Source organism: Paenibacillus sp. Soil787 (assembly GCF_001429545.1).
In the GTDB taxonomy this organism is placed as follows: Bacteria; Bacillota; Bacilli; order Paenibacillales; family NBRC-103111; genus Paenibacillus_E.
In genome coordinates, this window is sequence record NZ_LMSP01000045.1 from 107,820 (window position 1) to 131,871 (window position 24,052).

Here is a 24,052-nt window from a genome sequence, read left to right on the forward strand (position 1 = left end):
TACCCAAATTATGATATAATAGTGAAATCGATCTCAGTATTTTCACATTGAAAGTGAGGAAACAAGCGTGCTGCTCGAACAAATCAATCGGCCTGAGGACTTGAAGCGTTTATCCTTGACGGAGCTTGAGACATTGGCTGGTGAAATCCGTCAATTTCTGATTGAGAAGCTGTCCGTTACAGGGGGACACCTTGCCCCGAACTTAGGCGTGGTTGAGCTCACCATTGCTTTACACACCCTGTTCCACAGCCCGTACGATAAATTTATTTTTGATGTGGGTCATCAAGCTTACGTACACAAAATTTTAACCGGTCGCAAAGATAAATTCGATACCCTGCGCAAGTACAAGGGGCTTTGTGGATTCGTGAAGCGTTCCGAAAGTGAACATGACGTATGGGAAGCCGGACATAGCAGTACTTCTCTGTCAGCCGCCATGGGTATGGCGATGGCGCGTGATCTCAAAGGTGAACATAATAAAGTTGTTGCCATAATCGGTGATGGGGCGATTACTGGTGGTATGGCTCTGGAAGCTATGAATCATATTGGTCATGAAAAGAAAAATATTATCGTCATTCTGAATGACAATGAAATGTCGATTGCGCCCAATGTCGGGGCTATTCATAATTATTTGAGTAAAATTCGTTCGGATCGTCATTATTTGAAAGCCAAAGAAGAAGTTGAACATTTACTGAAGAAAATTCCTGCCATCGGCGATACGCTGGCAAAAACAGCGGAAAAACTGAAGGACAGTCTCAAATATTTTGTTCTAAATGGAGTTTGGTTCGAAGAGTTGGGTTTCACATACATCGGTCCTGTTGATGGACATAATTTACAGGTACTGTTCGATACGCTTAAGCAAGCAGAAAAAGTGAACGGTCCTGTGCTTGTACACGTCGTTACAACCAAAGGAAAAGGCTATATACCTGCGGAGAAGGATTCGCATACATGGCATGGTCTGGGACCTTACAAGATCGAATCAGGTCAAGTGCTTAAATCCGTAGGTCCTCCTATGTATACAGAAATTTTTGGGAATACGTTAATCGAGCTTGCTGAGAAGGACTCCAGAATTATTGCGGTTACTCCTGCTATGCCTGGAGGCTCAGGGTTACTGAAGTTTGCGAAGCAATTCCCTAACCGGATGATTGACGTCGGGATTGCGGAGCAGCATGCGGCTACACTTTGTGCAGGACTTGCGAGTGAAGGTTTGAAACCTGTATTTGCGGTATATTCCACTTTTCTACAGCGAGCTTACGACCAAGTCGTTCACGACATTTGCCGTCCGAAGCTGAATGTTACATTTGCAATTGACCGTGCGGGGTTTGTGGGTCCAGATGGCGAGACCCATCATGGTGCCTTCGACATTTCATTTCTACGGACTCTTCCGAACATTGTTGTTATGATGCCGAAGGACGAACGTGAGTTAAGAGATATGATGCAGACTGCGCTTGAGTACAATGATGGACCTATCGCATACCGCTATCCAAGAAGCAGTGGAACGGGATCGAGCATTGTTGAAGCGCCAAAAGCGATTCCAATTGGTACGTGGGAGACACTACGTGACGGTGAATATGCTGCTGTACTTGCTGTTGGACCGATGGTGCAGATTGCTGAAGAGGCAGCCGAACAATTAGCTAAGGAAGGCATCAACCTTCGCGTTGTCAATGCACGATTCATTAAACCGCTTGATGAATCCTACTTACTTCAGTTAGCGAGCGAGTCTATTCCAATTATCACGATGGAAGAAGGGGCAATCCAAGGCGGACTTGGCAGCAGCATCATGGAATTCTATGCAGCCAAAGGGGTCGTAGGATTGAACGTTCAAATCATGGGTATTCCGGATTACTTCGTAGAGCATGGAAGCGTGAAGGAACAACTTGAAGAAGTTGGACTTACCGCTCAAAACTTAATCGCTGAAGTGAAGAAGCTAGTGCCGCGTAAACGACAACGAGCTTAAGGCTATGGATGATAAGAATAGGAGTAACACAAACACAATGTCATCGGATAAAGAACGATTAGATCTATTGCTTCTTGAGCAAGGTTATTTCGAAAGTAGAGAAAAGGCAAAGGCCGCCATTATGGCAGGCCTTGTTTTTGCTGACGAAGAACCAGTAGATAAAGCGGGAATGAAGATCAGCCGAAAGGCTGTTTTGAAAGTGAAAGGTGCCATTCATCCTTATGTAAGCAGGGGCGGCCTTAAGTTAGAGAAGGCATTGAAACACTTTGATATCGACTTAAACGGAGCAGTTATGTTAGATATCGGAGCTTCGACAGGCGGGTTTACAGACTGTGCTCTGCAAAATGGTGCTTCTTCTGTGTATGCTGTCGATGTTGGTTATAATCAATTGGACTGGTCGCTTCGTAATGATGAACGTGTTCATGTTATGGAGAGAACGAATTTTCGCTATACGAAAATGGAGGATTTGAACGGTCCACGACCTACATTTGCAAGCATTGATGTTTCTTTCATTTCATTGCGTATTATTTTACCGCCATTGAAAGAGATCTTGTTAAATCAGGGGCGAGTGGTTGCCCTCATTAAACCTCAGTTCGAGGCAGGTAGAGAGAAAGTTGGTAAATCCGGTGTTGTACGCGATCCCGATGTGCATGTGGATGTGCTGACTACTGTGTTAACTTTTGCAGAAGAGTTAGGCTTTCGCTTGATAGGGCTGACCTACTCACCAATCACAGGAGGGGAAGGGAATATTGAATTCCTTGCCTATTGGTCTAGTGATACAGATGAAAGTACTTCTCTTGCTGACGCTTCTTCTCTGAAAGTTTTGATAACGGAGACAGTCAAAGAAGCACAAAAATTGCACGGTAAATAAACTCATCTTTGAGAACGCCTTTTTGCGGCCCAGAGATGGGTTTTTTCAGTAGATAGTAAAGTATAAGGTTTTATACTTTTGCTTCGCATCTACCTTGACAAATGCGCTCGTCCCAGAAGGACGACGGAGTCGTTTATCCTTACTTCATAAAAAAGGGTTTTCCGGGTAAATTCGCGAATACTATGGCGAGGTGAAGGACATGGAACAAGGCGATGTTAAAGTCATTTTGTTAATCCTGATCATAGTTGTAGGCATTATCTTTTGGCGATTCCAAAGGTGGCTTGACGGACCGAAAAAGAAGCGAAGAAGGATTCCTAGACACTCAGTAGTACCACAGGATGAAGTCGTGGAGCTGCTTGAAGGGGCCGGCTTCGATGTGCTTGCAGGTAAAACCAAAATCCCCATCAGCATGACGATCAATGAAAGAGAACAGCTGGAAAGCCGGCTATTCATTGACTATTTTGCTCAGAAAGAAGAACAGATTTACCTCGTGAAAGTAGCGAAGGAACGTAAACCGCTTGAAATGACAGGCAGCGCTGTTCGTGATATGCTGCTAGCCTATAGTCTGATTTACCCAGAAGCTGACGGCATGCTTTATGTGGATATGGCTCTAAACAAAATTAAAAAAATCACATTTCATATAGAGGTGTAAGGATGAAAGGTCAAAGGCATGTAAAAATCAGAGAGATTATAACGAACCACGAGATTGAGACGCAGGATGAATTGGTGGAGACGCTTCGGGCTGCTGGCTTTCATGTCACACAGGCGACAGTCTCACGCGATATCAAAGAGCTTCATCTGATTAAGGTTCCCTTGGATGATGGCAGATATAAGTACTCCATGCCTGCTGATCAGCGATTTAATCCGATGCAAAGACTGCGTAGAGCTTTAAGTGACCATTTTGTAAGCATCGACCATACCGACAATCTTGTCGTGATGAAATGTTTGCCAGGCACCGCGAATACGATATGCGCACTTATTGATAATCTGGAGTGGAACGGTGTTATGGGAACAATTTGCGGAGATGATACCATTCTTGTGATTTGCCGCGGCAAAGAGAATAGCCTTACTTTTGTGGATGAAGTCATGTCATTACTATCTTAATTTCAGGGGGAGCACATGCTTACAGAACTTTCGATTCGTAATTTGGCTGTAATTGAACATGTACATATTCGTTTTAAAGCTGGTTTTCATGTCCTAACAGGAGAAACAGGTGCAGGTAAATCGATCATTATCGATGCCTTAACACTCATTGTTGGCGGTAGAGGATCTTCGGAGCTGGTACGTTATGGTGCCGACAAAGCGGAGATTGAAGCGTTGTTCGAATTACCACCTGCGCATCCGGTTTGGCATACGCTTACAGAACTTGGCATAAGTGCGGATGCTAGTGAACATTTACTCATTCGTAGAGAAATCACCGCATCGGGTAAAAGCTCAAGCCGAATTAACGGTCAGCTTGTTAACTTGACAATGCTTCGCAAAACAGGGGAGTGGCTGGTTAATATTCATGGTCAGCATGAGCATCAATCCTTGTTGAATGTAGATGAACATATAGATTCTCTTGATTTATTCGGTGATTCTGAAGTTGAGGCCGCGAAAAAAAACTATCAAGCTAGCTATGATCAATATATGAAGCTGCAAAAAGAGCTGCGAGAGATTCAAGAAACTAGCAAACAGGCGCTACAAATGCTTGATTTATATCGCTTTCAAATCGATGAAATTTCGGCTGCAAAGCTCAAAATGGGGGAAGATGAGACCTTAATCGAAGAGAAGCGAAAGCTGGCTAACGCGGAAAAATTATTTCAAAGCTCTTCCGAGGCGTATGATTTCCTCTACGCGACGAACCGCGGCTTAGATGCTGCCGGAAAGGCTGTTTCCAGACTGCAGGATATCGTACAACTTGATCCAACGAAGCTAAGTCCTCTTCTCGAGCAGGCGCAATCTGCTTATTATCAAATGGAAGACGCAGCATACCAACTGCGCGACTATCGAGATGGCATCGAGTTTAACCCTTCACGTTTGGATTTTATTGAACAAAGATTAGATCTGATCACGTCTCTTAAACGAAAATATGGAGAGAATATTAAAGAAATACTCGTTTATTTGGATAAAATTAAAAGTGAAGTCGATACCATTGAAAATAAAGATGAGCATATTCGCAAATTAGAAGACAAGCTTGCGGCCGAAGAAAAACAGCTGGGCATAGCGGCTTTGGATCTTTCCAATTTGCGCAAAGGGATTGCTGAACAGCTTGCAAATCAAATTGAGCATGAACTTCGCGATCTGCAGATGGAACGCACGCAGTTCCGTGTACAAGTGGAACAAACATTTGACGAACGCGGGATTCTTGTTGAAGGCAACAAAGTACGTTACTCACGGCAAGGGATCGATCAAATTGAGTTTCTCATGGCACCCAATCCTGGAGAGCCTTTACGCGGTCTTAGTAAAATTGCTTCTGGCGGAGAGCTCTCTCGTATTATGCTCGCGATGAAAACCATATTTGCAAGGATTGATCAAATTCCTGTCCTTGTTTTCGATGAAGTGGATACTGGTGTAAGCGGCCGCGCGGCGCAAGCTATTGCCGAAAAAATATCCGCACTGTCGACAAACTGCCAAGTTTTCTCGATTACGCATTTACCTCAAGTGGCTAGTTTCGCAGATGTTCATTTCTACATTCGGAAAGAGGTTGATCAAGAACGAACATTTACACGTGTTCAAGATATGCCTGATTCTGGACGAATTGAGGAATTAGCGAGAATGCTCGGAGGTGTCGAAGTGACGGAAACCACCCTGCATCATGCTGGGGAAATGCTTGCCATGGCAAGAAATAAGAAAGCAAGGGCATGAAAGTATAGATAGTCAGCATTTTCAGTTATAAAACGGGGTGAGTGGGGTTAACTTAAAGGTACGCATTTGACGACGACAATCGTCAGGGCTCAGGAAGTGTGAAGGAGCGTGAAGATATTGCAATCCAGCAAAAGAAAAAGATTGTTCGGACTCCTGCTCGTCTTCTTCGTTTGTATGGTAAGTTTGTCTCCGCCTTTTCAAAGCTTTGCCTCCTTCCCCCAGGAACTTCGCTTATTCAGCGGGCAAGGGAAGCAGCTCCAACTAACAATGCCGGTCAACGCCCAAGTCACGGTAAAAGATACGGATATTGTAAAGGTTAACGGCAATGCCAAGCACTCATTTCAAGTTAATTTGAAAGAACCCATCTCTTTACAATCCGATCACTCTGGGCAAACAGAAATGAAGCTCAAGCTATTCGGTGCAATCCCCATCAAGACCGTTAAAGTCAATGTAGTGCCGGATTTGAAAGTCATCCCAGGTGGTCAAACTATCGGTGTGAAAATTAAGTCTGCCGGTATTTTGGTCGTAGGTCATCATTTAGTAACTGTTGCCCAAGACCAAAAAGTTTCACCTGGTGAAGAAGCGAAAATTCAAGTAGGTGATTTAATTACTAAGATCAATGGTAAAGATTCCAAGGATGTCAGTAAGGTTGCTGATCTTGTAGCCAAATCCGGAGAAAGCAAATCACCGCTGGAGCTAAAAATCCTTCGTAACAATGAAGAGATTATTGTTAAGCTGCAGCCTGTCTATGACGTCGTAGATAAGTCCTATCGCTTAGGTTTGTACATTCGGGACTCAGCTGCGGGTGTTGGTACCTTAACCTTCTACGCACCAGATCAAGGCGTGTACGGGGCACTGGGACATGTTATCACGGATATGGATACCCAAACGCCAATTATCGTTGGAGACGGCGATATTGTGTACTCGAATGTGACCTCTATTTCTAAGAGTCATAATGGAGATCCAGGCGAGAAACATGCTACCTTGTACAAAGATAGTAAAGTCATTGGCAATATCGAAAGAAACACAGCATTCGGTATTTTTGGCAAAATGTATGCTGCTCCTGACCACAGCTTGGATAAAGAAGCCATACCTGTTGCTTTCGCTGAAGAAGTGAAAGAAGGTCCTGCTCAAATTTATACAGTCGTGGAAGGACAGAAGGTTGAGAAATTTGACATTCAAGTTGTCCATGTGTCCAAACAAGACATTCCAGGAACCAAAGGAATGGTCATTAAAATCACGGATCCGCGATTGTTAGATAAGACAGGCGGTATTGTGCAAGGGATGAGCGGCAGCCCCATTATCCAGAATGGCAAGTTAATCGGAGCCGTTACTCACGTATTTGTGAATGATCCTACAAGTGGTTACGGTTGTTTCATAGAGTGGATGCTTCAGGACTCAGGTATTATCCTTAGACCTTCTTCAGGAGCCTCGTACAAAGAATCAAAGGCGAGCTAAAAGCCTTTGATTCTTTATTTTATTTTAACCTTTATTCTACAGGAAAAACACAGCTTTATATGAGATTGTCGAAAAATGTTGGAAATAGAAGATAAATTTATTATTATATAAGAAAGTGAATTAAAAGAAAAGAAAAATAATATTCGACAGAAGGAATTTAAGTTAGGGTGTCGAATACCTTTACTTAAGAGAGAATAACCAACTTGTATGAGTAGCTAAAGGAGGATTTTAAGTTGCAAAAAATTCAGGTGTTACTAGCAGATGACAATCGTGAGTTTACCCATTTATTATCAGAGTTCATTGGTGAGCAAGAGGATATGGAAATTGTAGGAGTGGCGTACAACGGTAACGAAGTTCTTCGTTTTCTTGAACAACAGCGTGAATTACCGGATGTACTCATTTTAGATATTATTATGCCTCACTTGGATGGCTTGGGTGTACTTGAAAAAATGCGTGAGATGAATCTTCCCACACAACCAAAAATCATCATGCTAACTGCATTTGGGCAAGAAAATATCACTCAAAAAGCTGTGCAACTTGGAGCCTCTTACTACATTCTCTAGCCTTTTGATATGGAAACGCTAACGAACCGTATTCGCCAGCTTGTTGGTAACAATCAAGCATCCGCAACCACTTCAACATCACGTGCAAATATCGTACATATGCCTAAAGGTAAAAACTTAGATGCTAATATCACTAGCATCATACATGAAATCGGCGTTCCTGCGCATATTAAAGGATATCAATATCTTCGCGAAGCGATTACGATGGTTTACAATAATATCGAAATCCTTGGTGCGATCACCAAAACTCTGTACCCAGCTATTGCTGAGAAGTACAAGACTACACCAAGCCGAGTCGAGCGTGCCATTCGTCATGCGATTGAAGTCGCTTGGACCCGCGGCAACATTGACTCCATCTCGTTTATCTTCGGATATACGATTAATATCTCGAAGTCGAAACCAACAAATTCGGAGTTTATCGCCATGGTTGCTGATAAGCTTCGCATCGAGCATAAGGTTTCTTGAGAGGGTTAGATTCTTTGTAATGTTTCGGAGGTCATCAGAATGAAATATGAGCTCGGTCGCTGCCTGCTTAGTGAGCGATTACTTGAATCCAACATGACTGCCTTTGATCTCGCTCGAACTTTGCTTTACAAGCCAGAGCGGATTATCGACTTTGTTGAAAACAAAAGAATTATGCCGCTTAAGTCTGCTATATCTATCGCTGACACCCTAGGGTGTGATGTGAATGAATTGTATGAATTAGTCTCGATCGAGGCAAACGTATTGAATTGATGGCTGTAAGACTATATATCAAAAAGAGGGCGCTCTAATCCCAGAGCGTTCTTTTTTAGTTTTATTAAACTTTCATGGATTAGGGGAATGTCAGAAAGACTACCTATGATGATAGGTAGCCCTTCTGTATTTGTTTCAATTTACCAAACAAAAGCGCTTGTGATGATAACCAGTAAAATGAAAAGTACCAAGATTGCTGCTGAAGAAGTATAACCTACGCCAGTTCCACAACTCATTCGAATCAACCTCCAACTGAAAGTGGTTTGTGTTTCGAGATAGCTTATGACTATTTTGGAGGAATGTTTGGGCGAATCGACTGATTGTGCTTTTGTCCCTATTTTCGAAAAAAAATTGAAATCAAATCTTGGAACCATACGATGCGGATTTACGTTAATACATCTAGTCATAAAAAGACTATTCCAATAAGCTTAAACCTGGAGGCGGAAGTGAAGTTGTTACTTATATTAACGAGTATTGTAGTGGGAATTGTGTGCGTTATTGTTCTTTTTATGAAAGTTTACCCTGCTTTTGGGCGGAGACCCTCGAAGGAGAAGGCACAGGCTTTCTCTCGATCCTCTCAATATTTGAATGGGAAATTTGAAAACCCTGTTCCTACCATGATGAATATGGGCTTCGGGAATACGGTGGGGATCTTGCGTGATTTTGCGAAAAACAGTCCTAATCGACGTCCAAAAACGCAATTTGCGATGGGAACCCCCAATTTGATCAAGGATCAAGAAACGAAAGTGACTTGGTTTGGTCATTCCGCTTCCCTACTTACAATCGATGGAAAAGCCCTATTATTAGATCCTATGCTCGGCAAAGCTCCTTCGCCGTTTCCATGGTTCGGGAAGGGAAGATATAGTGGGGGATTGCCCTTTGAAATTGTACAGCTGCCCGTGATTGATGCCGTTATTCTGTCACATGATCATTATGATCATTTGGATTATGGATCGATCATGAAAATAAAGGATAAAGTGAACAAGTTTATTGTCCCTCTTGGGGTTGGCGGTCATCTGATCAGATGGGGTGTACAGCCTGAGAGGATCGAGGAGCATGATTGGTGGGAGGAGTTTATGTTTGAAGGTTTAACGATGGCCTGTACGCCAGCTACACACTTTTCGGGGAGAAGCATGACCGATCGTGGGGCTTCCCTTTGGTGCTCGTGGGTGATCAAAGGAAAGCAATGCAGCATCTTCTTCAGTGGTGATAGTGGTTATTCCTCTCATTTTAAAAAAATTGGGCTTAAATATGGTCCGTTCGATCTTACTCTGATGGAGTGCGGTCAATACGATGATCGCTGGTCTGATATTCATATGATGCCGGAAGAAACGGTCAAAGCCCATATGGATGTGAAGGGGAAGCTAATGATACCGATACATTGGGGAGCGTTCACGCTGGCCTTGCATGACTGGACAGATCCGGTAGAGCGTGCCATAAGGGCAGCGCAAACTAACAAAGTGTCAATTATCATACCGAAAATAGGTCAAACTGTCATCGTGAATGCCGCGGAATATCCGATAGAAACTTGGTGGAAGTAGAGGAGTCAAGCAGTTTCGTCATACCCATGAGTTTGTAAAGACGCAATAACTACGTGAAGAAGATTGCCGAAGAGACAGCGGAGTCTTCAAGGTCTCCGAGGTAAGAACTGGATACTAAGACGGCCACATGGTATTATGGATAAGGTTGGTAGATCGAAGTGATCAGGAGAGAAGAAGAATCTATGGTTGAACAAAAAAGTGAACGAAAATTTCATTTTCTGGGTGTACTTCTGGGTATAGCGGTTGATAACTTGGGGACTTTGATATCGACTTCGTTAATTGGCGGTATATATTTTGCTAATCGCCCGGTGGATGAGCAGGATGTAAGTGTTATATATTCGAATGTCGGCTTATTACTTTTGCTTATGGTAGTTGGTTTGTTCTGGTCGTTTCTTGGCGGATACATCGCCGCTAAAGTTGCGAAGCGTGCCGAATATTTCAATGCAGCCATTATTGGCGTCATCGGCGCTGCAGTCGGATTTGATTCCATGTTAACTAATCATAGCATTCCGTTATGGTATGAGCTGCTTGGTTTTGTCGTCATCGTACCGGTTTCACTATTAGGCGGATTCGTGGCCTTGAAGCTGAAAAAAGCCCCATTAAAATGAATGTTGGAACGTAAAAAGAGACTCAGTGATGTCGGTCACCGGGTCTCTTGACGTTATTAGCCCATTAACTAGTTGTAGTCGGCATGTGGGCAAGCATGGTTTCCTTCACTTTGTCGATCGTTTCTTGTAAATTCATATTCTCAAAAACATGCTCACAATCCTTGCGGTAGGAGACTTCCTCTATGTAGTGGTTCATGTAGTGGTCTATGACGTCCGTTGGTGTGTTTCGAGCAAGCATGCGTTCCAATATCGTTTGTTTGTTGACATAGATGAACAAGCGGATAGCTCTTTCTCCAAATGTATACTTGAAACGATTAGCAGCATAACGATTCACAATGACATAGATAAGTCCGTCTTTGCGAAGCGCTTCATCGATGTCCGCTTTCTTAATCCCATAGAAATTCCCGTCAATTTCAACAGTTTGAAAAAATTCACCTGCAATGTCACTATCGATGAACACTTTGCGCGAGATGAAATTGTAATCCTTCCCGTTGATTTCTTTGGGTCTAGGTATTCGAGTTGTGTAGGAGACGACAGATGAGAAACCAAGCTCTTTGGCAATGTGATGGGCAATTGTTTTACGACCAGAACCGCTAGTGCCAGTAAAGACAAACACCAATCCATTCGTTTCATGACTGCTCATATCAATTCCTCCTTCATATAATGAAAGCGATATCTTGATAGATTCATTATAGTACGAAAATTCTGAAAATTAAAGAAATACTTTCTCGTTTTGATAGGAATCAAAGGGTAAAAATACGTTATAATAGATAGCAACACTTCGTTTAAATGGAAAGGAACCTAACTATGCCTAAATATGCGAATTTGAGTGCGGAAGCAACGGAATTTCTACGTCAAAAAACGGGAAGCAATCACTTAGAGTGCTATACTTATATTGACGCAGAGCGTGGGGATGATAGTTTTTTTATCGTTAAAACGATCAACAAGGTCATTCAAGTTTCTTTTGCTGAAATGACCTATAATCCAAGCAGTTACCAGAGTTTGATGGAAGGTCTCTACCAGGCCATCTATGAATAAATACGTGACAACCCTATCGATAGATGGTAGGATGATCGTAATTGCATATCATAGGAATTAGGTGCCATATATCCTTTCGGGTGTATGGTTAAAAGGGAAGACTGGTGAAATACCAGCACGGACCCGCCACTGTAAAAATCACCGTTGATCACGGTAACTCCTTGCTACATGTCACTGGGTAACAACCTGGGAAGGCGCAAGGGAATGATTTAAGTCAGGAGACCTGCCTAATTCAACAACACAATAACCCTACGAGGAATTAGGGAGTGTTAGAGAGCGGTTACTTCTGGTTTTATTAACTGTAGTAATTTACCAAGCATTTCTAACATAAGACTTATGTTAGACATGCTTTTTTTTGTTGTGTACTAACGGGGAAGGGTGATTCAAGTTGTCGGGAAAATTACTCATTATCGGCTTTGGGCCGGGGAGTTTTGAACATATTACGAAGCGTGCTCGGGAAGCGATTGGGGAAAGTGAAGTTATCATCGGATATAACACCTATGTGGATCTTATAGCAGGTCTATTATCCGAACAGCAAGTGGTTCGAACAGGCATGACGGAAGAAGTGAGTCGTGCGCAAGAGGCTGTACGGCAAGCCAAGCAGGGTAAGAAAGTTGCCGTTATTTCCAGTGGAGACGCCGGTGTGTATGGGATGGCCGGTCTTGTCTATGAGGTATTAATGGAACAAGGCTGGACCCGTGAGGATGGCGTCCAAGTGGAAGTGATTCCCGGCATTTCAGCGGTTCATTCAGCTGGTTCTCTGCTAGGTGCGCCTATTATGCATGATTCTTGCACGATTAGCTTAAGTGATCATCTGACGCCATGGGAGCTGATTGCGAAGCGGGTTGAGGCAGCAGGGTTGGCTGATTTCGTCATTGCTCTCTATAACCCGCGAAGCGGTAGACGGACCAGACAAATCGTGGAGACTCAGCGCATTCTCCTTAAGCATCGTTCTCCTTTAACGCCTGTTGGGATTGTAAAAAGCGCGTATCGAGATCGCGAGCATGTTGTAGTGACGACGCTTGCTGAAATGCTCAATCATGATATTGGCATGTTAACGACCATTATTATTGGTAATTCCGCAACCAAGCTGTATGACGGTCTTATGATTACACCACGCGGTTATCAGCGGAAATACACATTAGGGGCTGAAACACAGCCGCTTAAACCACATCAAAGGTTGAAATCCGAGGCTGAGCCTTGGGCTTTGGAACAATTGGATGAGCAGGACTTTGATGAATCCATGGAGGAGTTCGATGAAGAAGATGAGCTCATGGATGATGTGGTTACTGAAAGCAAAGAACCTTCTCAACTGAAGTCATCTTCGAATTTGACTCCTAGTAACTCCTTACAACTTGCTATGGAAGCTTTGCAGCTAGTATCCAAAGGGAATGAAGAGGTGTCTTTTGAATTTGACAATAAGTTGACTGCAACCCAATCTATCTTTGAGTTTGCCGTAAGTCCCGGTATTGCGAATAAAAAGTTAACAGCAGCCCAACTGTGTGCGTTAGGCGAGATTGTTGGAGATCGAGGAGATATTGAATACTCACCGCATCATCAACTGATTGTTCGTGTGCAAACCAATAACCCTAAGCAGATTACATCCGAACTAAGTGAACTTGGTTTATTGTTATCACCGATTGGTGATGTTGCCCAAATCAAAGCATGCGACTTTTGTAATTTGGAAAAAGGTGAATCTATTCCTTATGCGGAAGCCATCCATCATCGTATTGGTAATCTAGAAGTACCTAAAGAGTTGAAAATTGGGTTCAACGGGTGTGGAATGGCTTGTTATGGGGCTGTCCAGCAAGATATTGGCATCGTCTATCGCAAAGAGAAATTTGATTTATTTCTTGGCGGAAAAACAGTAGGTCGAAATGCACATGCGGCTCAACCTGTTGCAGAAGGAATTGATCCTGATGAGCTTGTCAATTTAGTTGGCAGAATCGTGGAACGTTACCAAAAAGAAGGACATCCGAACGAACGGTTTCATAAATTTTTTAAGCGTGTCAAAGAAATTGAAGGCTACCGCCATCAAGAAATGGTAGGTTTCGTTATCGAAAATGCCATTTGCGGCGATTAGAATGAGGGGGAAATAAAGGATGAATGCTGTTTTATTTGTGGGTCATGGGAGTCGGGAAGAAGGCGGGAATGAGGAAGTTCGCCAATTCGTTTCCGAAATTGCAAGCAAAATGAACGAGCAAATTGTGGAGACATGTTTTCTTGAATTTGTTCAACCAACGATCATGCAAGGAATTGACCGCTGTGTAGAATTAAGAGCCACTCATATTGTGGTCATTCCAATTATCTTATTTGCGGCTGGGCATGCGAAAATTCATATCCCGTCTGCTATTGATGACGCGAAAATTAAATATCCTTTGGTGAAATTTACATACGGCAGACCTATTGGGGTGCATGAACAAATTCTGGGTATTTTATCCTCCAGGGTAGAAGATCTCGGAGTTCAAGTGAAAGAGGACTTAGGTGAAACAGCGTTGCTCATCGTAGGACGTGGAAGCAGTGATGCAGATGCGAATAGCGATCTGTTTAAAATCTCTCGCTTATTCTGGGAGAAGCTTCAGGTGAAATGGGTGGAAACCGCTTTTATCGGAGTTACGGCACCACTGATGGATGCTGGGATTGAGCGCTGTTTGCTGCTTGGGGCGAAGAATGTCATCATTTTGCCGTATTTCCTGTTCACAGGTGTTTTAATTGGACGTATGGAACAGATGGTTCAAGGATATCGGGAAACTTATCCGGATAAACAATTCCAGATGGCTCCTTATTTTGGCTTTCATCCGCTGCTTCAGGAGATTCTGATTGGACGCGCACAGGAAGCGCTCCAGGATGAAGTGAAGATGAACTGTGACATGTGCCAATATCGGCTTGAGGCGATGAAGCATATTGATCATCATCACCATCATGATCATGACGATCATCACCATCACGACCATGACCATCATGATCACGAGCATAAACACGATCACGATCATCATGATCATGATCACGAGCATAAACACGATCACGATCGTCACGACCATGATCACAAGCATGATCACGAGCATGACCATGCTCATTCAAGAGGTGACAAAAGATGATACTCGTTCTTGCAGGTACAAGTGACGCGAGGGAGCTGGCGTTAGGAATTCGCGCAGCAGGTTATGCTGTGCTCACAACAGTTGTGACCGAAAGCGCAGCGAAAAGCATGGAGGCGGAAGGTCTTCCTGTACTCACAGGTCGCCTAACCGCGGAAGATATGAACAAGCTTATTCAGGATAATGGCTTGCGCGTAGTTGTTGATGCGACCCACCCTTTTGCGGAGGAAGCGTCGAAGAATGCGATGGCGGCTGCGAAGCTGGCGGCTGTACCTTATGTTCGTTTCGAACGTCAAAGCTTGTCCATCGAGGAAGGGGCGCTCATCACGACGGTTGACGATTATAAACAGGCTGCAGAATTGGCAGCTGAGAAGCGTGGCAGCATTATGCTGACAACCGGCAGCAAAACATTGAAAATTTTTGCTGATCGTCTGATCGGCCTTCCAGATACTAGGCTCATTGCGCGGATGCTTCCACGCCAAGATAATATGGAAAAATGTGAGGAACTAGGCATTGAGCAGAAAAATATTGTGGCCATGCAGGGCCCTTTTTCTAAAGAGTTAAATAAAGCTCTCTATGACCATTACAAAGTTACCTTGATGATAACGAAAGAAAGCGGGAAAGTCGGTGCTGTGGATGAGAAGCTCGAAGCAGCGCTGGAAATGGGTATTCCGAGTATTGTCATAGGTAGACCGGAACTTGAATATGGGACGCATTATTCTGACTTTCAAGGCGTTATCCAATTTATAAATGATTGCATTCATAAGGAGGGCTAAATACGATGGATTTTCACACGGATTTTAAACCTTTAACGGTTCAACCGCAAGAAATTGAAGAGAAAAGCTTTGAGATGATTACAGAGGAATTAGGCGAGCATACGTTTACTGCGGAGCAATATCCAGTTGTACAGCGTGTCATTCATGCTTCAGCGGATTTTGAATTAGGACGCAGTCTTGTCTTTCACCCAAGAGCAATCGAAGCGGGTATTGCTGCCATTCGAGCTGGTAAACTCGTTGTTGCCGATGTTCAGATGGTGCAAGTCGGCATCAGCAAACCGCGTATCGAGCAATTCGGCGGCGATGTGAGAGTGTATATCTCGGACAAGGATGTCATGGAAGAAGCAAAGCGTCTGAACACGACACGGGCGATTATTTCAATTCGCAAAGCGATTAAGGAAGCGGATGGCGCTATTTATGCGATTGGGAATGCACCGACTGCCCTGCTGGAGCTGATTCGACTCGTCAAAGAAGGAATCGCGAAGCCAGGGCTCATCGTCGGTGTGCCTGTTGGCTTCGTTTCCGCAGCGGAATCGAAAGATGAACTGGCCAAGCTGGACATTCCGTTCATCACGAACATCGGCCGCAAAGGCGGAAGTCCCGTTGCTGTCGCAGCCGTCAACGCGCTGTCCATCATGGCGGCGCGCAAGGAGTAGCGCCTATGGAGGAAGTACCGGGCAAGCCGCTGCGCCACGGCTACACCACCGGCTCCTGCGCAACCGCAGGAGCCAAAGCAGCACTAGTGGCGCTCATCGAGCAAGCGCCACAAACGCACGTGCACATCCGTATCCCCATCGGGGAGACGGTTGAGTTTGCCCTGCACAGCTGCGCGTACACGCAGCTGTGGGGCGAAGCCGCCGTCATCAAGGACGGCGGCGATGATCCCGATGCGACGCACGGTGCGGAGATCATCGTGCGCGTGAGCTTCCGTGCCGAGCCTGGCGTCGGCATCGATGGGGGTGTCGGGGTTGGGCGCGTGACGAAGCCCGGCCTGCCGGTTGAGATCGGTCAAGCAGCGATCAACCCGGTTCCGCGGAAAATGATCCGCGAAACCGTGCAGGAGGTGCTTGATCAGTACGAGATCGTGCACGGTGTAGACGTGCTCGTCTCTGTGCCCGCCGGCGAAGAAATCGCCAAGAAGACGCTGAACGGGCGTCTTGGCATCCTCGGCGGCATCTCGATTCTCGGCACCCGTGGCACGGTGGTGCCATTCTCGAGTGCGGCCTACAAGGCCAGTGTCGCACAAGCGATTCGCGTAGCCGTGAAATGCGGCTGCAAGCATCTGGTGCTCTCGACCGGCGGCCGGACGGAAATATTCGGGATTAACATGTATCCCGAGCTTCCGGAGGAAGCTTTTATCGAGATGGGCGATTTTGTCGGGTTTGCTCTGATACAAGCCCAAAGACAAGGGATTCGTAAGGTAACTTTGGTCGGCATGATGGGCAAGTTCTCTAAGGTGGCACAAGGTGTGATGATGGTGCATTCGAAAAGTGCTCCAGTTGATTTTGGGTTTCTTGCACAGGTCGCAATTGAATCGGAAGCGTCCGATGCACTTGTTGAAGAAATCAGGGGCGCTAACACAGCCTCGCAGGTTGGAGATTTAATGGCGGCTACGGGAAATTTGCGTTATTTTGAGCGGTTGTGCGAGCGATGCAACCTAGCTGGACTAGAAGAGGTTGCGAGAGACGGGTTTGATTTCATAGAAACAGTGATCATTTCAATGAAAGCCGAACTCTTAGGGAAATCGGCGATGGTGAAGCGGAGCGAGAATGGAGAGATGGCATACGAATGAGTAGAAGCGTGAAAGTGATTGGTGTAGGCGATAACGGACAAGGGAGCCTGCTCCCTTTATATATCAAATGGATTCATGAAAGTGAAGTGCTTGTTGGCGGCGAGCGGAATCTGGCCTTTTTTCCAGAATATAAGGGTGAGAAGATCGTCATAAAAGGCAGCTTGCCAGAGCTGATGAGTAAACTCCAGAAAGAAGATCGTTCCGTTGTTATCTTGGCTTCGGGGGACCCGCTCTTCTACGGGATTGGCGGTTATGTAGAGAAGAAGTTGGAAGGTGTACAAATTTACCCGGCTGTTAGCTCAATCCAACTGGCTTTTGCCCGCATGGGGGAAAGCTGGCACGATGCTTATATCACAAGTGTTCATGGACGGAGCATCAAGGGCTTGGCGCAGCGAATTGACGGGAAAGACAAAGTGGCCCTGCTCACGGATGAAACGAATTCACCGAGTGCGATTGCGGCTTATTTGCTTTCTTTTGGGATGACTGAGTATCGTGCCTTTGTGGCAGAAAATTTGGACGGAGCCGAAGAACGCTGTGGTTGGTACGATTTGGACCAGCTGGCCACGGAAACATTTTCACCGCTCAATGTGGTTATTTTGAAAAAACAAGCCCAAGGTCCTGTATGGCCGATTGGCATTGAAGATGATCAATTCGCCCAACGCAAACCGGATAAAGGGCTAATCACGAAAAAAGAAATTCGTGTATTAAGCGTCAGTCAATTAGCTTTACAAGTGGATAGTGTCGTATGGGATATTGGCACTTGTACAGGTTCCATTGCCATTGAGGCAGCACGCATAGCTCGTGAAGGCGCCGTATTTGCTATCGAGAAAAACGAAGACGATCTCCAAAATTGCTTGGAAAACAGCGCCAAATTTCGTGTTGATCTTACGGCCGTGCATGGCAGAGCACCAAAGGGTCTCGATGCTTTCGATGATCCGGATGCGATCTTTATTGGCGGAAGCGGCGGAGAGATGCAAGAGCTGCTTGAAATATGTGCAGCTAGACTGAAGCCGAATGGCAGGATTGTGTTGAATGCAGCGACGATAGAGACGTTATACGAGGCTGATAAGACGTTCGAGAAGGTTGGTTTCGGGACGCAAATTTCGCTTGTACAAGTATCGCGCAGCAAGCCTATCCTTCATATGAAACGATTCGATGCACTGAATCCGATCTACATCATCACAGCGCAGCGCAAGCAGACAGATATTGAGGGAGGAACAGGTGATGAGTAATCTCGGCACGCTGTATGGTTTGGGTGTTGGCCCAGGCGATCCGGAATTAATTACGGTTAAGGCTTTTCGATTGTTAAAAGAATGTCCAGTAATCGCCTACCCAAGAAAGAAGCGTGGAGCCAAGAGCTATGCGCTAGCGATTACGGAGCTATACGTGAATACAGAGCAAAAAGAAATGATGGGGCTCACTTTTCCAATGACAAGGGATAAAGAAGCGCTTGAAATGCAATGGACGAAGACAGTTGAAAGTGTTTGGGCTCATTTGGTCCAAGGGAAAGATGTTGCTTTCGTGACGGAAGGCGATCCGATGATTTACAGTACCTACATTCACTTGATGCGTCTTATGAACGAACGTCATCCTGAAGTAAAGGCTGTCTCTATTCCAGGGATTTCTTCGATTAACGCGTCTGCTTCCCGTTTGGGTATCCCCTTAGCGGATGGTGATGAGCAAATTGCCATTGTCCCGGCTATGGACGACTACGACAAGATGCGCAAGGCTATCGAAGAACATGATTGTGTCGTGTTCATCAAAGTCGCTAAAGTGATAGATTTGATGCTATCCGTACTTCGCGATCTCGGACTCGTGAATAAGGCATCCGTTTTAACCAAAGTCACTTCCTCGGAAGAAGAGATTTGGCGTAATGTGGAAGAACTGCAAGGACGAGAATTAGAATATTTAACCTTGATGGTGGTGAGAAAATAGATGAAACTCTATATTATTGGCGCGGGGCCGGGAGATCCGGATTTGATCACAGTGAAAGGATTAAAGCTTCTTCAACAAGCTGATGTTGTGATGTATACGGATTCGCTTGTGAATGAAGAGTTGATCGCTAAGGCGAAGCCTGAAGCAGAGATATTGAAAAGCTCCGGTATGGAGCTGGTGGAAATGGTGGGCATCATTGTCGACCGGCTTAAACAGGGGAAGATGGTCGTACGCGTACATACCGGAGATCCGGCCATGTTCGGTGCGACGATGGAACAAATCGCTTTGCTGCGTAAAGAAAACATTGGCTATGAAATCATTCCAGGCGTTAGCTCCGTTTTCGCTTCAGCCGCGGCTGTTGGTGCAGAGCTCACGATTCCAGACCTTACCCAAACGGTTATTCTGACTCGAGCGGAAGGTCGTACGCCAGTTCCGGAGCTTGAGAAATTGCGGGATCTTGCCGCTCATCATTGTACAATCGCTTTGTTCCTAAGTGCTACTTTAATCAAAAAAGTCGTTAGCGAGTTTATGGAGGCGGGGTGGAACGAGGAGACACCTGTTGCGGTTGTTCAGCGTGCTACTTGGCCGGATCAGCTTATCGTTCGTACAACGGTAGGAAAGCTGGAAGAGGATATGCGGAGCCATGGTATCCGTTCGCATGCGATGATTCTGGCAGGCTGGGCGCTGGATCCAGAAATTCATGGCAAAGAGGAGTATCGCTCCAAGTTATATGATAAATCATTTACACACCGCTTCCGCAGAGGTGTTAAGCCATGACGATTAGCCTGCAAGAGGGAGTCATTCCTGCTATACGACAGCAAAATGACTATGCGATCGTAGCTATTACGAAGCATGGTGTAGAGATCGCACGCAAGCTGAATGAGCAAATGAGTGGCACAGATGTCTACTACATGAGCAAATTCGTCAAAGGTGATGAAGAGCAGCGCTCGATTCAAATGTTCGAGGGAAGTGTCCGTTTATTATTTCCAGCGCTATTTCCCGCATACCAAGGACTTATTATCATCATTTCTTTAGGTGCTGTTGTTCGTATGATTGCTCCGCTGCTGAAGGATAAGAAGAAAGATCCTGGCGTTGTTGTTATTGATGATAACGGGGAGCACGTCATCAGCGTGCTTTCTGGGCATTTGGGTGGCGCCAATGAGTTAACCCATGAGGTTGCAGCTGCTATTGATGCAAGGGCAGTGATTACTACGGCATCGGATGTTCAGAAAACGATTCCTGTCGACCTCTTCGGCCGCCGTTTCGGCTGGGTTTGGGACTCGGCAGATAAACTGACCCCGGTCAGCGCTGCTGTCGTTAATGAAGAGCGAATTGCTGTTATTCAGGAATCAGGTGAACCGAATTGGTGGACGCATGAGCGACCTATACCCGTCAATATTAGGCGGTTCACATCGATTTCGGATGGTCGAGCAAGCGAGCCGAATGCCGTACTGCTCATCACACATCGTCTTCTGAGGCCAGAAGAGGAAAGCATTTTAACTAATGGTGTGTTGTACAGGCCGAAAGTTATTATTCTCGGAATAGGCTGTAACCGCGGAACTTCAGCAGATGAAATTGAACAAGTCATACAAGTTACACTTGAAGAGCTATCATTTTCCATACGATGCGTGAAAGCAGTCTGCACGATCGACTTAAAAAAGGACGAAGCAGGCTTGCTTGAGGTTACTCGTAATCATGGCTGGGAGTTCATAACCTATACACCTGAAGAGTTGAACACCGTTACCGTTGAGGCACCTTCGGAGACTGTGTATCAGTTTACAGGAGCGTATGCGGTAAGTGAGCCGGCGGTTAAGCTTTATACGGGTCAAGACAAGCTGGCTCTAGTTAAGAAAAAATCAGGAAATGTCACGATTTCTGTGGGATTGCTCGACTTTTCCGCTGCTGCTCCATTGCAGCAAGGCGGCTTGTGATGGATCGGCGGATTGTCATTGCAGGAACCGGCAGCGGAGTAGGGAAGACCACCTTGACCATCGGCATTATGGCTGCTTTACAGAAACGTGGAATTACGGTTCAGGGATTTAAGTGCGGTCCCGATTATATTGATCCCACTTATCATTCAGCCGTAACGGGAAGACCTTCACGCAACTTGGATTCATGGATGACGGGGCGTGAAGCGGTAAAGGAAATATTTGAACGCGGAAGTCAAGCTTCAGATATTTCGATTATCGAAGGGGTTATGGGGATGTTTGATGGCAAAAACCCACTGACGGATGAAGGCAGTACCGCGGATATAGGACGCATTCTAGGTGCTCCGATCGTGTTAATTGTCAACATTGCCAGTATGGCAAGAAGCGCCGCTGCGATCGTGAAAGGCTTTCAGCAGTTTGGTCAAGGCGATAACATTGTAGGTGTTATTGCCAATCGAGCAGGCAGCGAAGGGCATTATAAGATGGTAAAGCAAGCTATCGAGCAGGAATGCGGTGTTCCTGTTCTTGGGTATTTGCCTCGTGATGTGAACATTGAGCTTCCCGAAAGACATTTAGGTTTGGTTCCATCGATTGAGCGAGGCGAGCTCCGACCTTTTTTTGAGCTTTTGGCTGAAAAAGTGACCGCACATATAGATTTGGACCTTTTGTTGGATTTAGCCGCAGCTGAGCCAATAGATTGTAAGTCCGTTTTATTCACTAGCCAAGATCAACTTGATGCATCTAAACGAGTTAAAATCGCGATCGCCAAAGATGCCGCATTTCACTTCTATTATCCGGAAAATCTGGAGCTGTTAGAGGCGGGAGGTGCGGAATGTGTTTTCTTCTCGCCGCTTGCAGGTGAAGAGATTCCTCTTGATGCGGATGGGCTATACATTGGTGGAGGGTTTCCCGAAGAATTCGCTGAACGATTAGCTGTCGAAGAAGGGGTTAAAGCCTCTGTTCGCAGCCGAATTGAGGAAGGTATTCCGACCCTCGCTGAATGTGGTGGATTTATGTTCCTCACCGAACAAATTGTAGATACAACAGGAAATGAGTTTCCAATGGTTGGTGTGATCCCCGGAAAAGTCACCATGCAAACGAAGTTAGCAGCTTTAGGTTACCGCGAGGCTACTGGTGTAGAAGGAAACTTCTTGCTGCGGAGCGGTGAAGAGGCTCGCGGTCATGAATTTCATTATTCAACTTTTCAAGCTAATGAGCGTGCGGAAGTGAAAGCTGCCTTTCAATCGAAGGGGAGACTAGGAACCAAAGCAGACGGATTTCTCAAAGGGAATCTCATTGCTGGTTATACACATTTGCATTTCGCCTCTAATCCGAACATGGTGAAGGCATGGATTCATGCGTGTGCGCAGTATCAACAAAGCCGTAAATAACAATGAAACCCCTTAGCTTAAGTGAGCTAGGGGGTTTCTTCATGCCATTATTTTATGAAGGTAAGAGCTTGATCCGCAATTGAATATTTGTAACGATCAAGACAGTTGCAAAGGTAATCTTTGCGACAGATCGGGCAAGGTTCTTTCATCAATCTATTCAAATCAGTCACTTTGCCGATACCGGTTTCGGAATCTCTTTCGAAGAAAAGACGACATTTATTGCGGTCTTTAAGGGAAACAACGACTTCGAAAAGACCATTTTTTTTGTTATCACTAACTATTGTTGCATCTACTACCTGCGGATCGTATGCCATTGTAATTCCTCCTAAGAGTTTTGCTTTAGCAAAACTTTCTACGTAAGCTTGCGCGCATTAGTATATTATATAAATAAAAAAGATTTAATTCAATAGGAGGGCCTACACTCGTGATTATGGACTATTGTGAGCAGGAAATTACGGAAGGGAAGATGCAGCTCCACATCGGTCTTCAGTTTGAAGATGAGCCTGATTCCTTATATGTAGCGGAGTTAGAGCTGGGGGATAATGGAGTTGTCAGGGAGTGGAAGCTGTTCTTTAACGGGTTTGACTGTAACTATACCTTTCGTCCTGCGGAAAGAGAATCGTTAGTCCGATATGCAGCCGAACAAGGAATCACGATCCAAGAACGTTAGGAAGCATGAAAAAAGGAATCATCACCATGCGAATGGTTCAAATTCCTTGATTTGTGTTTATGATTTTGTTTCGTTAGTAATTGTTTCCGTGTAGGCGTTGTTTTGGTTACTGGGTTGACTCCATGCCAATGCAATCGATGGATAGCAGGATCGAGCTTGCCTTCGCGTAAACTTCGTTGTCGATTTCTTTGTGCTTGGGTTCGTGACATTTGGATTCCTCTTTTCCTCTTACAAAATTGATTGTTAGTCAAGTTCATTTTAATGAATCATTTGGCCAGGAGCAATGGAAAGTTTTCGTATAACTTATTAATTCAACCTCATCGTAGAAAAGGGTGATAGCTTTGCGTATTCAAATTCAACTAGCCGTATCAGGCGAATTGGTTAAGCAGGATGTACTTGAAATAGCGGAATATAAACTAGGTGAAATGACGGATGAAGAAATCGAAAGCGCGATTGAAATCAAAATCCGAACATGGGTAGATCGCATGGTGCAAGTTGAATGGGAAGTGCTTGAATAACGAAGCAAGGATCGCATGAAAGTATAGAGCTCCGAAGGAGGTTAAATCCTCTTCGGAGCTCTTTGTATGCAAGCTTATGTATGGTTAGTGAACGATGTTGCCCACTCCTGTCTTTTGCAAGGCGTGTTCCCAGCTAGGGTAGTAATACAGGGCGTTTTTCATAAGATCAGGATGCAGCTTCTTCACATTTTTTTTGGCTAACGACTCCCCGGTGTTGTGAAGCTGTACAATGTGGCCTAATACTTCGTCAGCGCTCATGTTTAGCTCCATGGATGTTTCAACTCCTTTCAATTAGAATATAACCCAATACTTGCCATCGGATGGGTAAAATA

General features: G+C 45.0%; 26 protein-coding genes, 1 pseudogene and 1 riboswitch. Of the genes and pseudogenes, 23 read left to right on the plus strand and 4 right to left on the minus strand.

The features are described 5' to 3' along the window. The first annotated feature begins 67 nt into the window (after window positions 1-67). The 8 genes and pseudogenes from dxs to ASG93_RS29210 all read left to right on the plus strand — a co-directional run bounded on the left by dxs (window position 68) and on the right by ASG93_RS29210 (window position 8,428). Window positions 68-1,954 (plus strand): 1-deoxy-D-xylulose-5-phosphate synthase, encoded by a 1,887-nt coding sequence (gene dxs / locus ASG93_RS29175; protein ID WP_056837889.1) that lies wholly within the window; start codon window positions 68-70, stop codon window positions 1,952-1,954. A gap of 37 nt (window positions 1,955-1,991) precedes the next feature. Further along, window positions 1,992-2,825, plus strand: coding sequence for a TlyA family RNA methyltransferase (locus ASG93_RS29180; RefSeq protein ID WP_056837891.1), 834 nt, complete (start codon window positions 1,992-1,994; stop codon window positions 2,823-2,825). A gap of 199 nt (window positions 2,826-3,024) precedes the next feature. Next, window positions 3,025-3,477, plus strand: coding sequence for a hypothetical protein (locus ASG93_RS29185; RefSeq protein ID WP_056837893.1), 453 nt, complete (start codon window positions 3,025-3,027; stop codon window positions 3,475-3,477). 2 nt (window positions 3,478-3,479) lie between these two features. Continuing rightward, window positions 3,480-3,929: a transcriptional regulator AhrC/ArgR gene (gene ahrC, locus ASG93_RS29190; protein ID WP_029197140.1), complete on the plus strand. Its 450-nt coding sequence runs from the start codon at window positions 3,480-3,482 to the stop codon at window positions 3,927-3,929. Window positions 3,930-3,944: 15 nt separating this feature from the next. Then, the gene (gene recN, locus ASG93_RS29195) at window positions 3,945-5,672 is read left to right on the plus strand and encodes a DNA repair protein RecN (protein WP_056837895.1); all 1,728 of its coding nucleotides are present in this window, start codon (window positions 3,945-3,947) and stop codon (window positions 5,670-5,672) included. 117 nt (window positions 5,673-5,789) lie between these two features. Beyond that, a complete protein-coding gene (gene spoIVB, locus ASG93_RS29200; RefSeq protein ID WP_056837897.1) occupies window positions 5,790-7,130 on the plus strand; it encodes a SpoIVB peptidase in 1,341 nt (446 codons plus the stop codon). A 233-nt stretch (window positions 7,131-7,363) separates the two neighbouring features. Next, window positions 7,364-8,158: pseudogene (gene spo0A, locus ASG93_RS29205) on the plus strand (sporulation transcription factor Spo0A). Between the two features lie 39 nt (window positions 8,159-8,197). Further along, window positions 8,198-8,428 carry a helix-turn-helix domain-containing protein gene (locus tag ASG93_RS29210; protein ID WP_056837899.1) on the plus strand — a complete coding sequence of 77 codons (231 nt, stop codon included), beginning with the start codon at window positions 8,198-8,200 and terminating at the stop codon, window positions 8,426-8,428. A gap of 140 nt (window positions 8,429-8,568) precedes the next feature. Here the strand turns inward: ASG93_RS29210 and ASG93_RS34615 are convergent, their stop codons facing one another. After that, complete coding sequence (locus ASG93_RS34615; protein WP_082615175.1) at window positions 8,569-8,664, minus strand: YjcZ family sporulation protein; 96 nt, start codon at window positions 8,662-8,664, stop codon at window positions 8,569-8,571. Between the two features lie 210 nt (window positions 8,665-8,874). Between ASG93_RS34615 and ASG93_RS29215 the strand changes: the two genes are divergently transcribed. Together ASG93_RS29215 and ASG93_RS29220 are read left to right on the plus strand one after the other, a co-directional pair. Then, window positions 8,875-9,969: an MBL fold metallo-hydrolase gene (locus ASG93_RS29215; RefSeq protein ID WP_235551010.1), complete on the plus strand. Its 1,095-nt coding sequence runs from the start codon at window positions 8,875-8,877 to the stop codon at window positions 9,967-9,969. Between the two features lie 182 nt (window positions 9,970-10,151). Beyond that, window positions 10,152-10,577, plus strand: coding sequence for a hypothetical protein (locus tag ASG93_RS29220; RefSeq protein ID WP_056837901.1), 426 nt, complete (start codon window positions 10,152-10,154; stop codon window positions 10,575-10,577). Window positions 10,578-10,641: 64 nt separating this feature from the next. On the opposite strand, the gene ASG93_RS29225 is transcribed toward ASG93_RS29220, so the two are convergent. Next, window positions 10,642-11,220, minus strand: coding sequence for a guanylate kinase (locus ASG93_RS29225; RefSeq protein WP_056837902.1), 579 nt, complete (start codon window positions 11,218-11,220; stop codon window positions 10,642-10,644). A 164-nt stretch (window positions 11,221-11,384) separates the two neighbouring features. Here ASG93_RS29225 and ASG93_RS29230 point away from each other — a divergent pair, with 164 nt between their 5' ends. The 11 genes from ASG93_RS29230 (at window position 11,385) to ASG93_RS29280 (ending at window position 22,532) form a co-directional block, all read left to right on the plus strand. Further along, a complete protein-coding gene (locus ASG93_RS29230) occupies window positions 11,385-11,615 on the plus strand; it encodes a hypothetical protein (protein WP_056837905.1) in 231 nt (76 codons plus the stop codon). 42 nt (window positions 11,616-11,657) lie between these two features. Next, window positions 11,658-11,861, plus strand: a riboswitch (cobalamin riboswitch). 142 nt (window positions 11,862-12,003) lie between these two features. Then, the gene (gene cobJ / locus ASG93_RS29235) at window positions 12,004-13,698 is read left to right on the plus strand and encodes a precorrin-3B C(17)-methyltransferase (RefSeq protein WP_056837907.1); all 1,695 of its coding nucleotides are present in this window, start codon (window positions 12,004-12,006) and stop codon (window positions 13,696-13,698) included. A 19-nt stretch (window positions 13,699-13,717) separates the two neighbouring features. Continuing rightward, a complete protein-coding gene (locus tag ASG93_RS29240) occupies window positions 13,718-14,713 on the plus strand; it encodes a sirohydrochlorin chelatase (RefSeq protein ID WP_056837909.1) in 996 nt (331 codons plus the stop codon). Then, entirely contained in the window at window positions 14,710-15,486 is a 777-nt protein-coding gene (cobK, locus tag ASG93_RS29245) for a precorrin-6A reductase (RefSeq protein WP_056837910.1), read from the plus strand. Before ASG93_RS29240 ends, cobK begins: the two co-directional genes overlap by 4 nt. 5 nt (window positions 15,487-15,491) lie before the next feature. Next, the gene (locus ASG93_RS29250; protein WP_056837912.1) at window positions 15,492-16,142 is read left to right on the plus strand and encodes a precorrin-8X methylmutase; all 651 of its coding nucleotides are present in this window, start codon (window positions 15,492-15,494) and stop codon (window positions 16,140-16,142) included. A 5-nt stretch (window positions 16,143-16,147) separates the two neighbouring features. Beyond that, window positions 16,148-17,278: a cobalt-precorrin-5B (C(1))-methyltransferase gene (locus ASG93_RS29255; protein WP_056837914.1), complete on the plus strand. Its 1,131-nt coding sequence runs from the start codon at window positions 16,148-16,150 to the stop codon at window positions 17,276-17,278. Further along, window positions 17,275-18,510, plus strand: a complete 1,236-nt coding sequence (locus tag ASG93_RS29260) for a bifunctional cobalt-precorrin-7 (C(5))-methyltransferase/cobalt-precorrin-6B (C(15))-methyltransferase (protein WP_056837916.1) — start codon at window positions 17,275-17,277, stop codon at window positions 18,508-18,510. Before ASG93_RS29255 ends, ASG93_RS29260 begins: the two co-directional genes overlap by 4 nt. Continuing rightward, entirely contained in the window at window positions 18,503-19,213 is a 711-nt protein-coding gene (gene cobI, locus ASG93_RS29265; RefSeq protein WP_047673976.1) for a precorrin-2 C(20)-methyltransferase, read from the plus strand. The genes ASG93_RS29260 and cobI overlap by 8 nt, the downstream gene beginning before the upstream one ends. Beyond that, the gene (gene cobM, locus ASG93_RS29270; RefSeq protein WP_056837919.1) at window positions 19,214-19,990 is read left to right on the plus strand and encodes a precorrin-4 C(11)-methyltransferase; all 777 of its coding nucleotides are present in this window, start codon (window positions 19,214-19,216) and stop codon (window positions 19,988-19,990) included. Next, window positions 19,987-21,144, plus strand: coding sequence for a cobalt-precorrin 5A hydrolase (locus ASG93_RS29275; RefSeq protein WP_056837921.1), 1,158 nt, complete (start codon window positions 19,987-19,989; stop codon window positions 21,142-21,144). Before cobM ends, ASG93_RS29275 begins: the two co-directional genes overlap by 4 nt. Further along, window positions 21,144-22,532: a cobyrinate a,c-diamide synthase gene (locus tag ASG93_RS29280; protein WP_056837922.1), complete on the plus strand. Its 1,389-nt coding sequence runs from the start codon at window positions 21,144-21,146 to the stop codon at window positions 22,530-22,532. Before ASG93_RS29275 ends, ASG93_RS29280 begins: the two co-directional genes overlap by 1 nt. 47 nt (window positions 22,533-22,579) lie before the next feature. Here ASG93_RS29280 and ASG93_RS29285 read toward each other — a convergent pair whose 3' ends face one another. Next, window positions 22,580-22,846 carry a hypothetical protein gene (locus tag ASG93_RS29285; protein WP_029192924.1) on the minus strand — a complete coding sequence of 89 codons (267 nt, stop codon included), beginning with the start codon at window positions 22,844-22,846 and terminating at the stop codon, window positions 22,580-22,582. A gap of 110 nt (window positions 22,847-22,956) precedes the next feature. Here ASG93_RS29285 and ASG93_RS29290 point away from each other — a divergent pair, with 110 nt between their 5' ends. Next, window positions 22,957-23,202: a hypothetical protein gene (locus tag ASG93_RS29290; protein WP_056837924.1), complete on the plus strand. Its 246-nt coding sequence runs from the start codon at window positions 22,957-22,959 to the stop codon at window positions 23,200-23,202. Between the two features lie 341 nt (window positions 23,203-23,543). Continuing rightward, window positions 23,544-23,720 (plus strand): hypothetical protein, encoded by a 177-nt coding sequence (locus ASG93_RS36020; protein WP_171643456.1) that lies wholly within the window; start codon window positions 23,544-23,546, stop codon window positions 23,718-23,720. Window positions 23,721-23,804: 84 nt separating this feature from the next. On the opposite strand, the gene ASG93_RS29300 is transcribed toward ASG93_RS36020, so the two are convergent. Then, complete coding sequence (locus ASG93_RS29300) at window positions 23,805-23,990, minus strand: hypothetical protein (protein WP_047674694.1); 186 nt, start codon at window positions 23,988-23,990, stop codon at window positions 23,805-23,807. Between the last annotated feature and the right edge of the window lie 62 nt (window positions 23,991-24,052).

Excerpts from the sequence above, each read along its gene's own strand:
- ASG93_RS29180 (WP_056837891.1), top strand. The coding sequence starts at position 1,992 with ATGTCATCGGATAAAGAACGATTAGATCTATTGCTTCTTGAGCAAGGT.
- ASG93_RS29185 (WP_056837893.1), top strand. The coding sequence starts at position 3,025 with ATGGAACAAGGCGATGTTAAAGTCATTTTGTTAATCCTGATCATAGTT.
- ahrC (WP_029197140.1), top strand. The coding sequence starts at position 3,480 with ATGAAAGGTCAAAGGCATGTAAAAATCAGAGAGATTATAACGAACCAC.
- recN (WP_056837895.1), top strand. The coding sequence starts at position 3,945 with ATGCTTACAGAACTTTCGATTCGTAATTTGGCTGTAATTGAACATGTA.
- ASG93_RS29210 (WP_056837899.1), top strand. The coding sequence starts at position 8,198 with ATGAAATATGAGCTCGGTCGCTGCCTGCTTAGTGAGCGATTACTTGAA.
- ASG93_RS34615 (WP_082615175.1), bottom strand. The coding sequence starts at position 8,664 with ATGAGTTGTGGAACTGGCGTAGGTTATACTTCTTCAGCAGCAATCTTG.
- ASG93_RS29220 (WP_056837901.1), top strand. The coding sequence starts at position 10,152 with ATGGTTGAACAAAAAAGTGAACGAAAATTTCATTTTCTGGGTGTACTT.
- ASG93_RS29225 (WP_056837902.1), bottom strand. The coding sequence starts at position 11,220 with ATGAGCAGTCATGAAACGAATGGATTGGTGTTTGTCTTTACTGGCACT.
- ASG93_RS29230 (WP_056837905.1), top strand. The coding sequence starts at position 11,385 with ATGCCTAAATATGCGAATTTGAGTGCGGAAGCAACGGAATTTCTACGT.
- ASG93_RS29240 (WP_056837909.1), top strand. The coding sequence starts at position 13,718 with ATGAATGCTGTTTTATTTGTGGGTCATGGGAGTCGGGAAGAAGGCGGG.
- cobK (WP_056837910.1), top strand. The coding sequence starts at position 14,710 with ATGATACTCGTTCTTGCAGGTACAAGTGACGCGAGGGAGCTGGCGTTA.
- ASG93_RS29250 (WP_056837912.1), top strand. The coding sequence starts at position 15,492 with ATGGATTTTCACACGGATTTTAAACCTTTAACGGTTCAACCGCAAGAA.
- ASG93_RS29255 (WP_056837914.1), top strand. The coding sequence starts at position 16,148 with ATGGAGGAAGTACCGGGCAAGCCGCTGCGCCACGGCTACACCACCGGC.
- ASG93_RS29260 (WP_056837916.1), top strand. The coding sequence starts at position 17,275 with ATGAGTAGAAGCGTGAAAGTGATTGGTGTAGGCGATAACGGACAAGGG.
- cobI (WP_047673976.1), top strand. The coding sequence starts at position 18,503 with ATGAGTAATCTCGGCACGCTGTATGGTTTGGGTGTTGGCCCAGGCGAT.
- cobM (WP_056837919.1), top strand. The coding sequence starts at position 19,214 with ATGAAACTCTATATTATTGGCGCGGGGCCGGGAGATCCGGATTTGATC.
- ASG93_RS29275 (WP_056837921.1), top strand. The coding sequence starts at position 19,987 with ATGACGATTAGCCTGCAAGAGGGAGTCATTCCTGCTATACGACAGCAA.
- ASG93_RS29280 (WP_056837922.1), top strand. The coding sequence starts at position 21,144 with ATGGATCGGCGGATTGTCATTGCAGGAACCGGCAGCGGAGTAGGGAAG.
- ASG93_RS29285 (WP_029192924.1), bottom strand. The coding sequence starts at position 22,846 with ATGGCATACGATCCGCAGGTAGTAGATGCAACAATAGTTAGTGATAAC.
- ASG93_RS29300 (WP_047674694.1), bottom strand. The coding sequence starts at position 23,990 with ATGGAGCTAAACATGAGCGCTGACGAAGTATTAGGCCACATTGTACAG.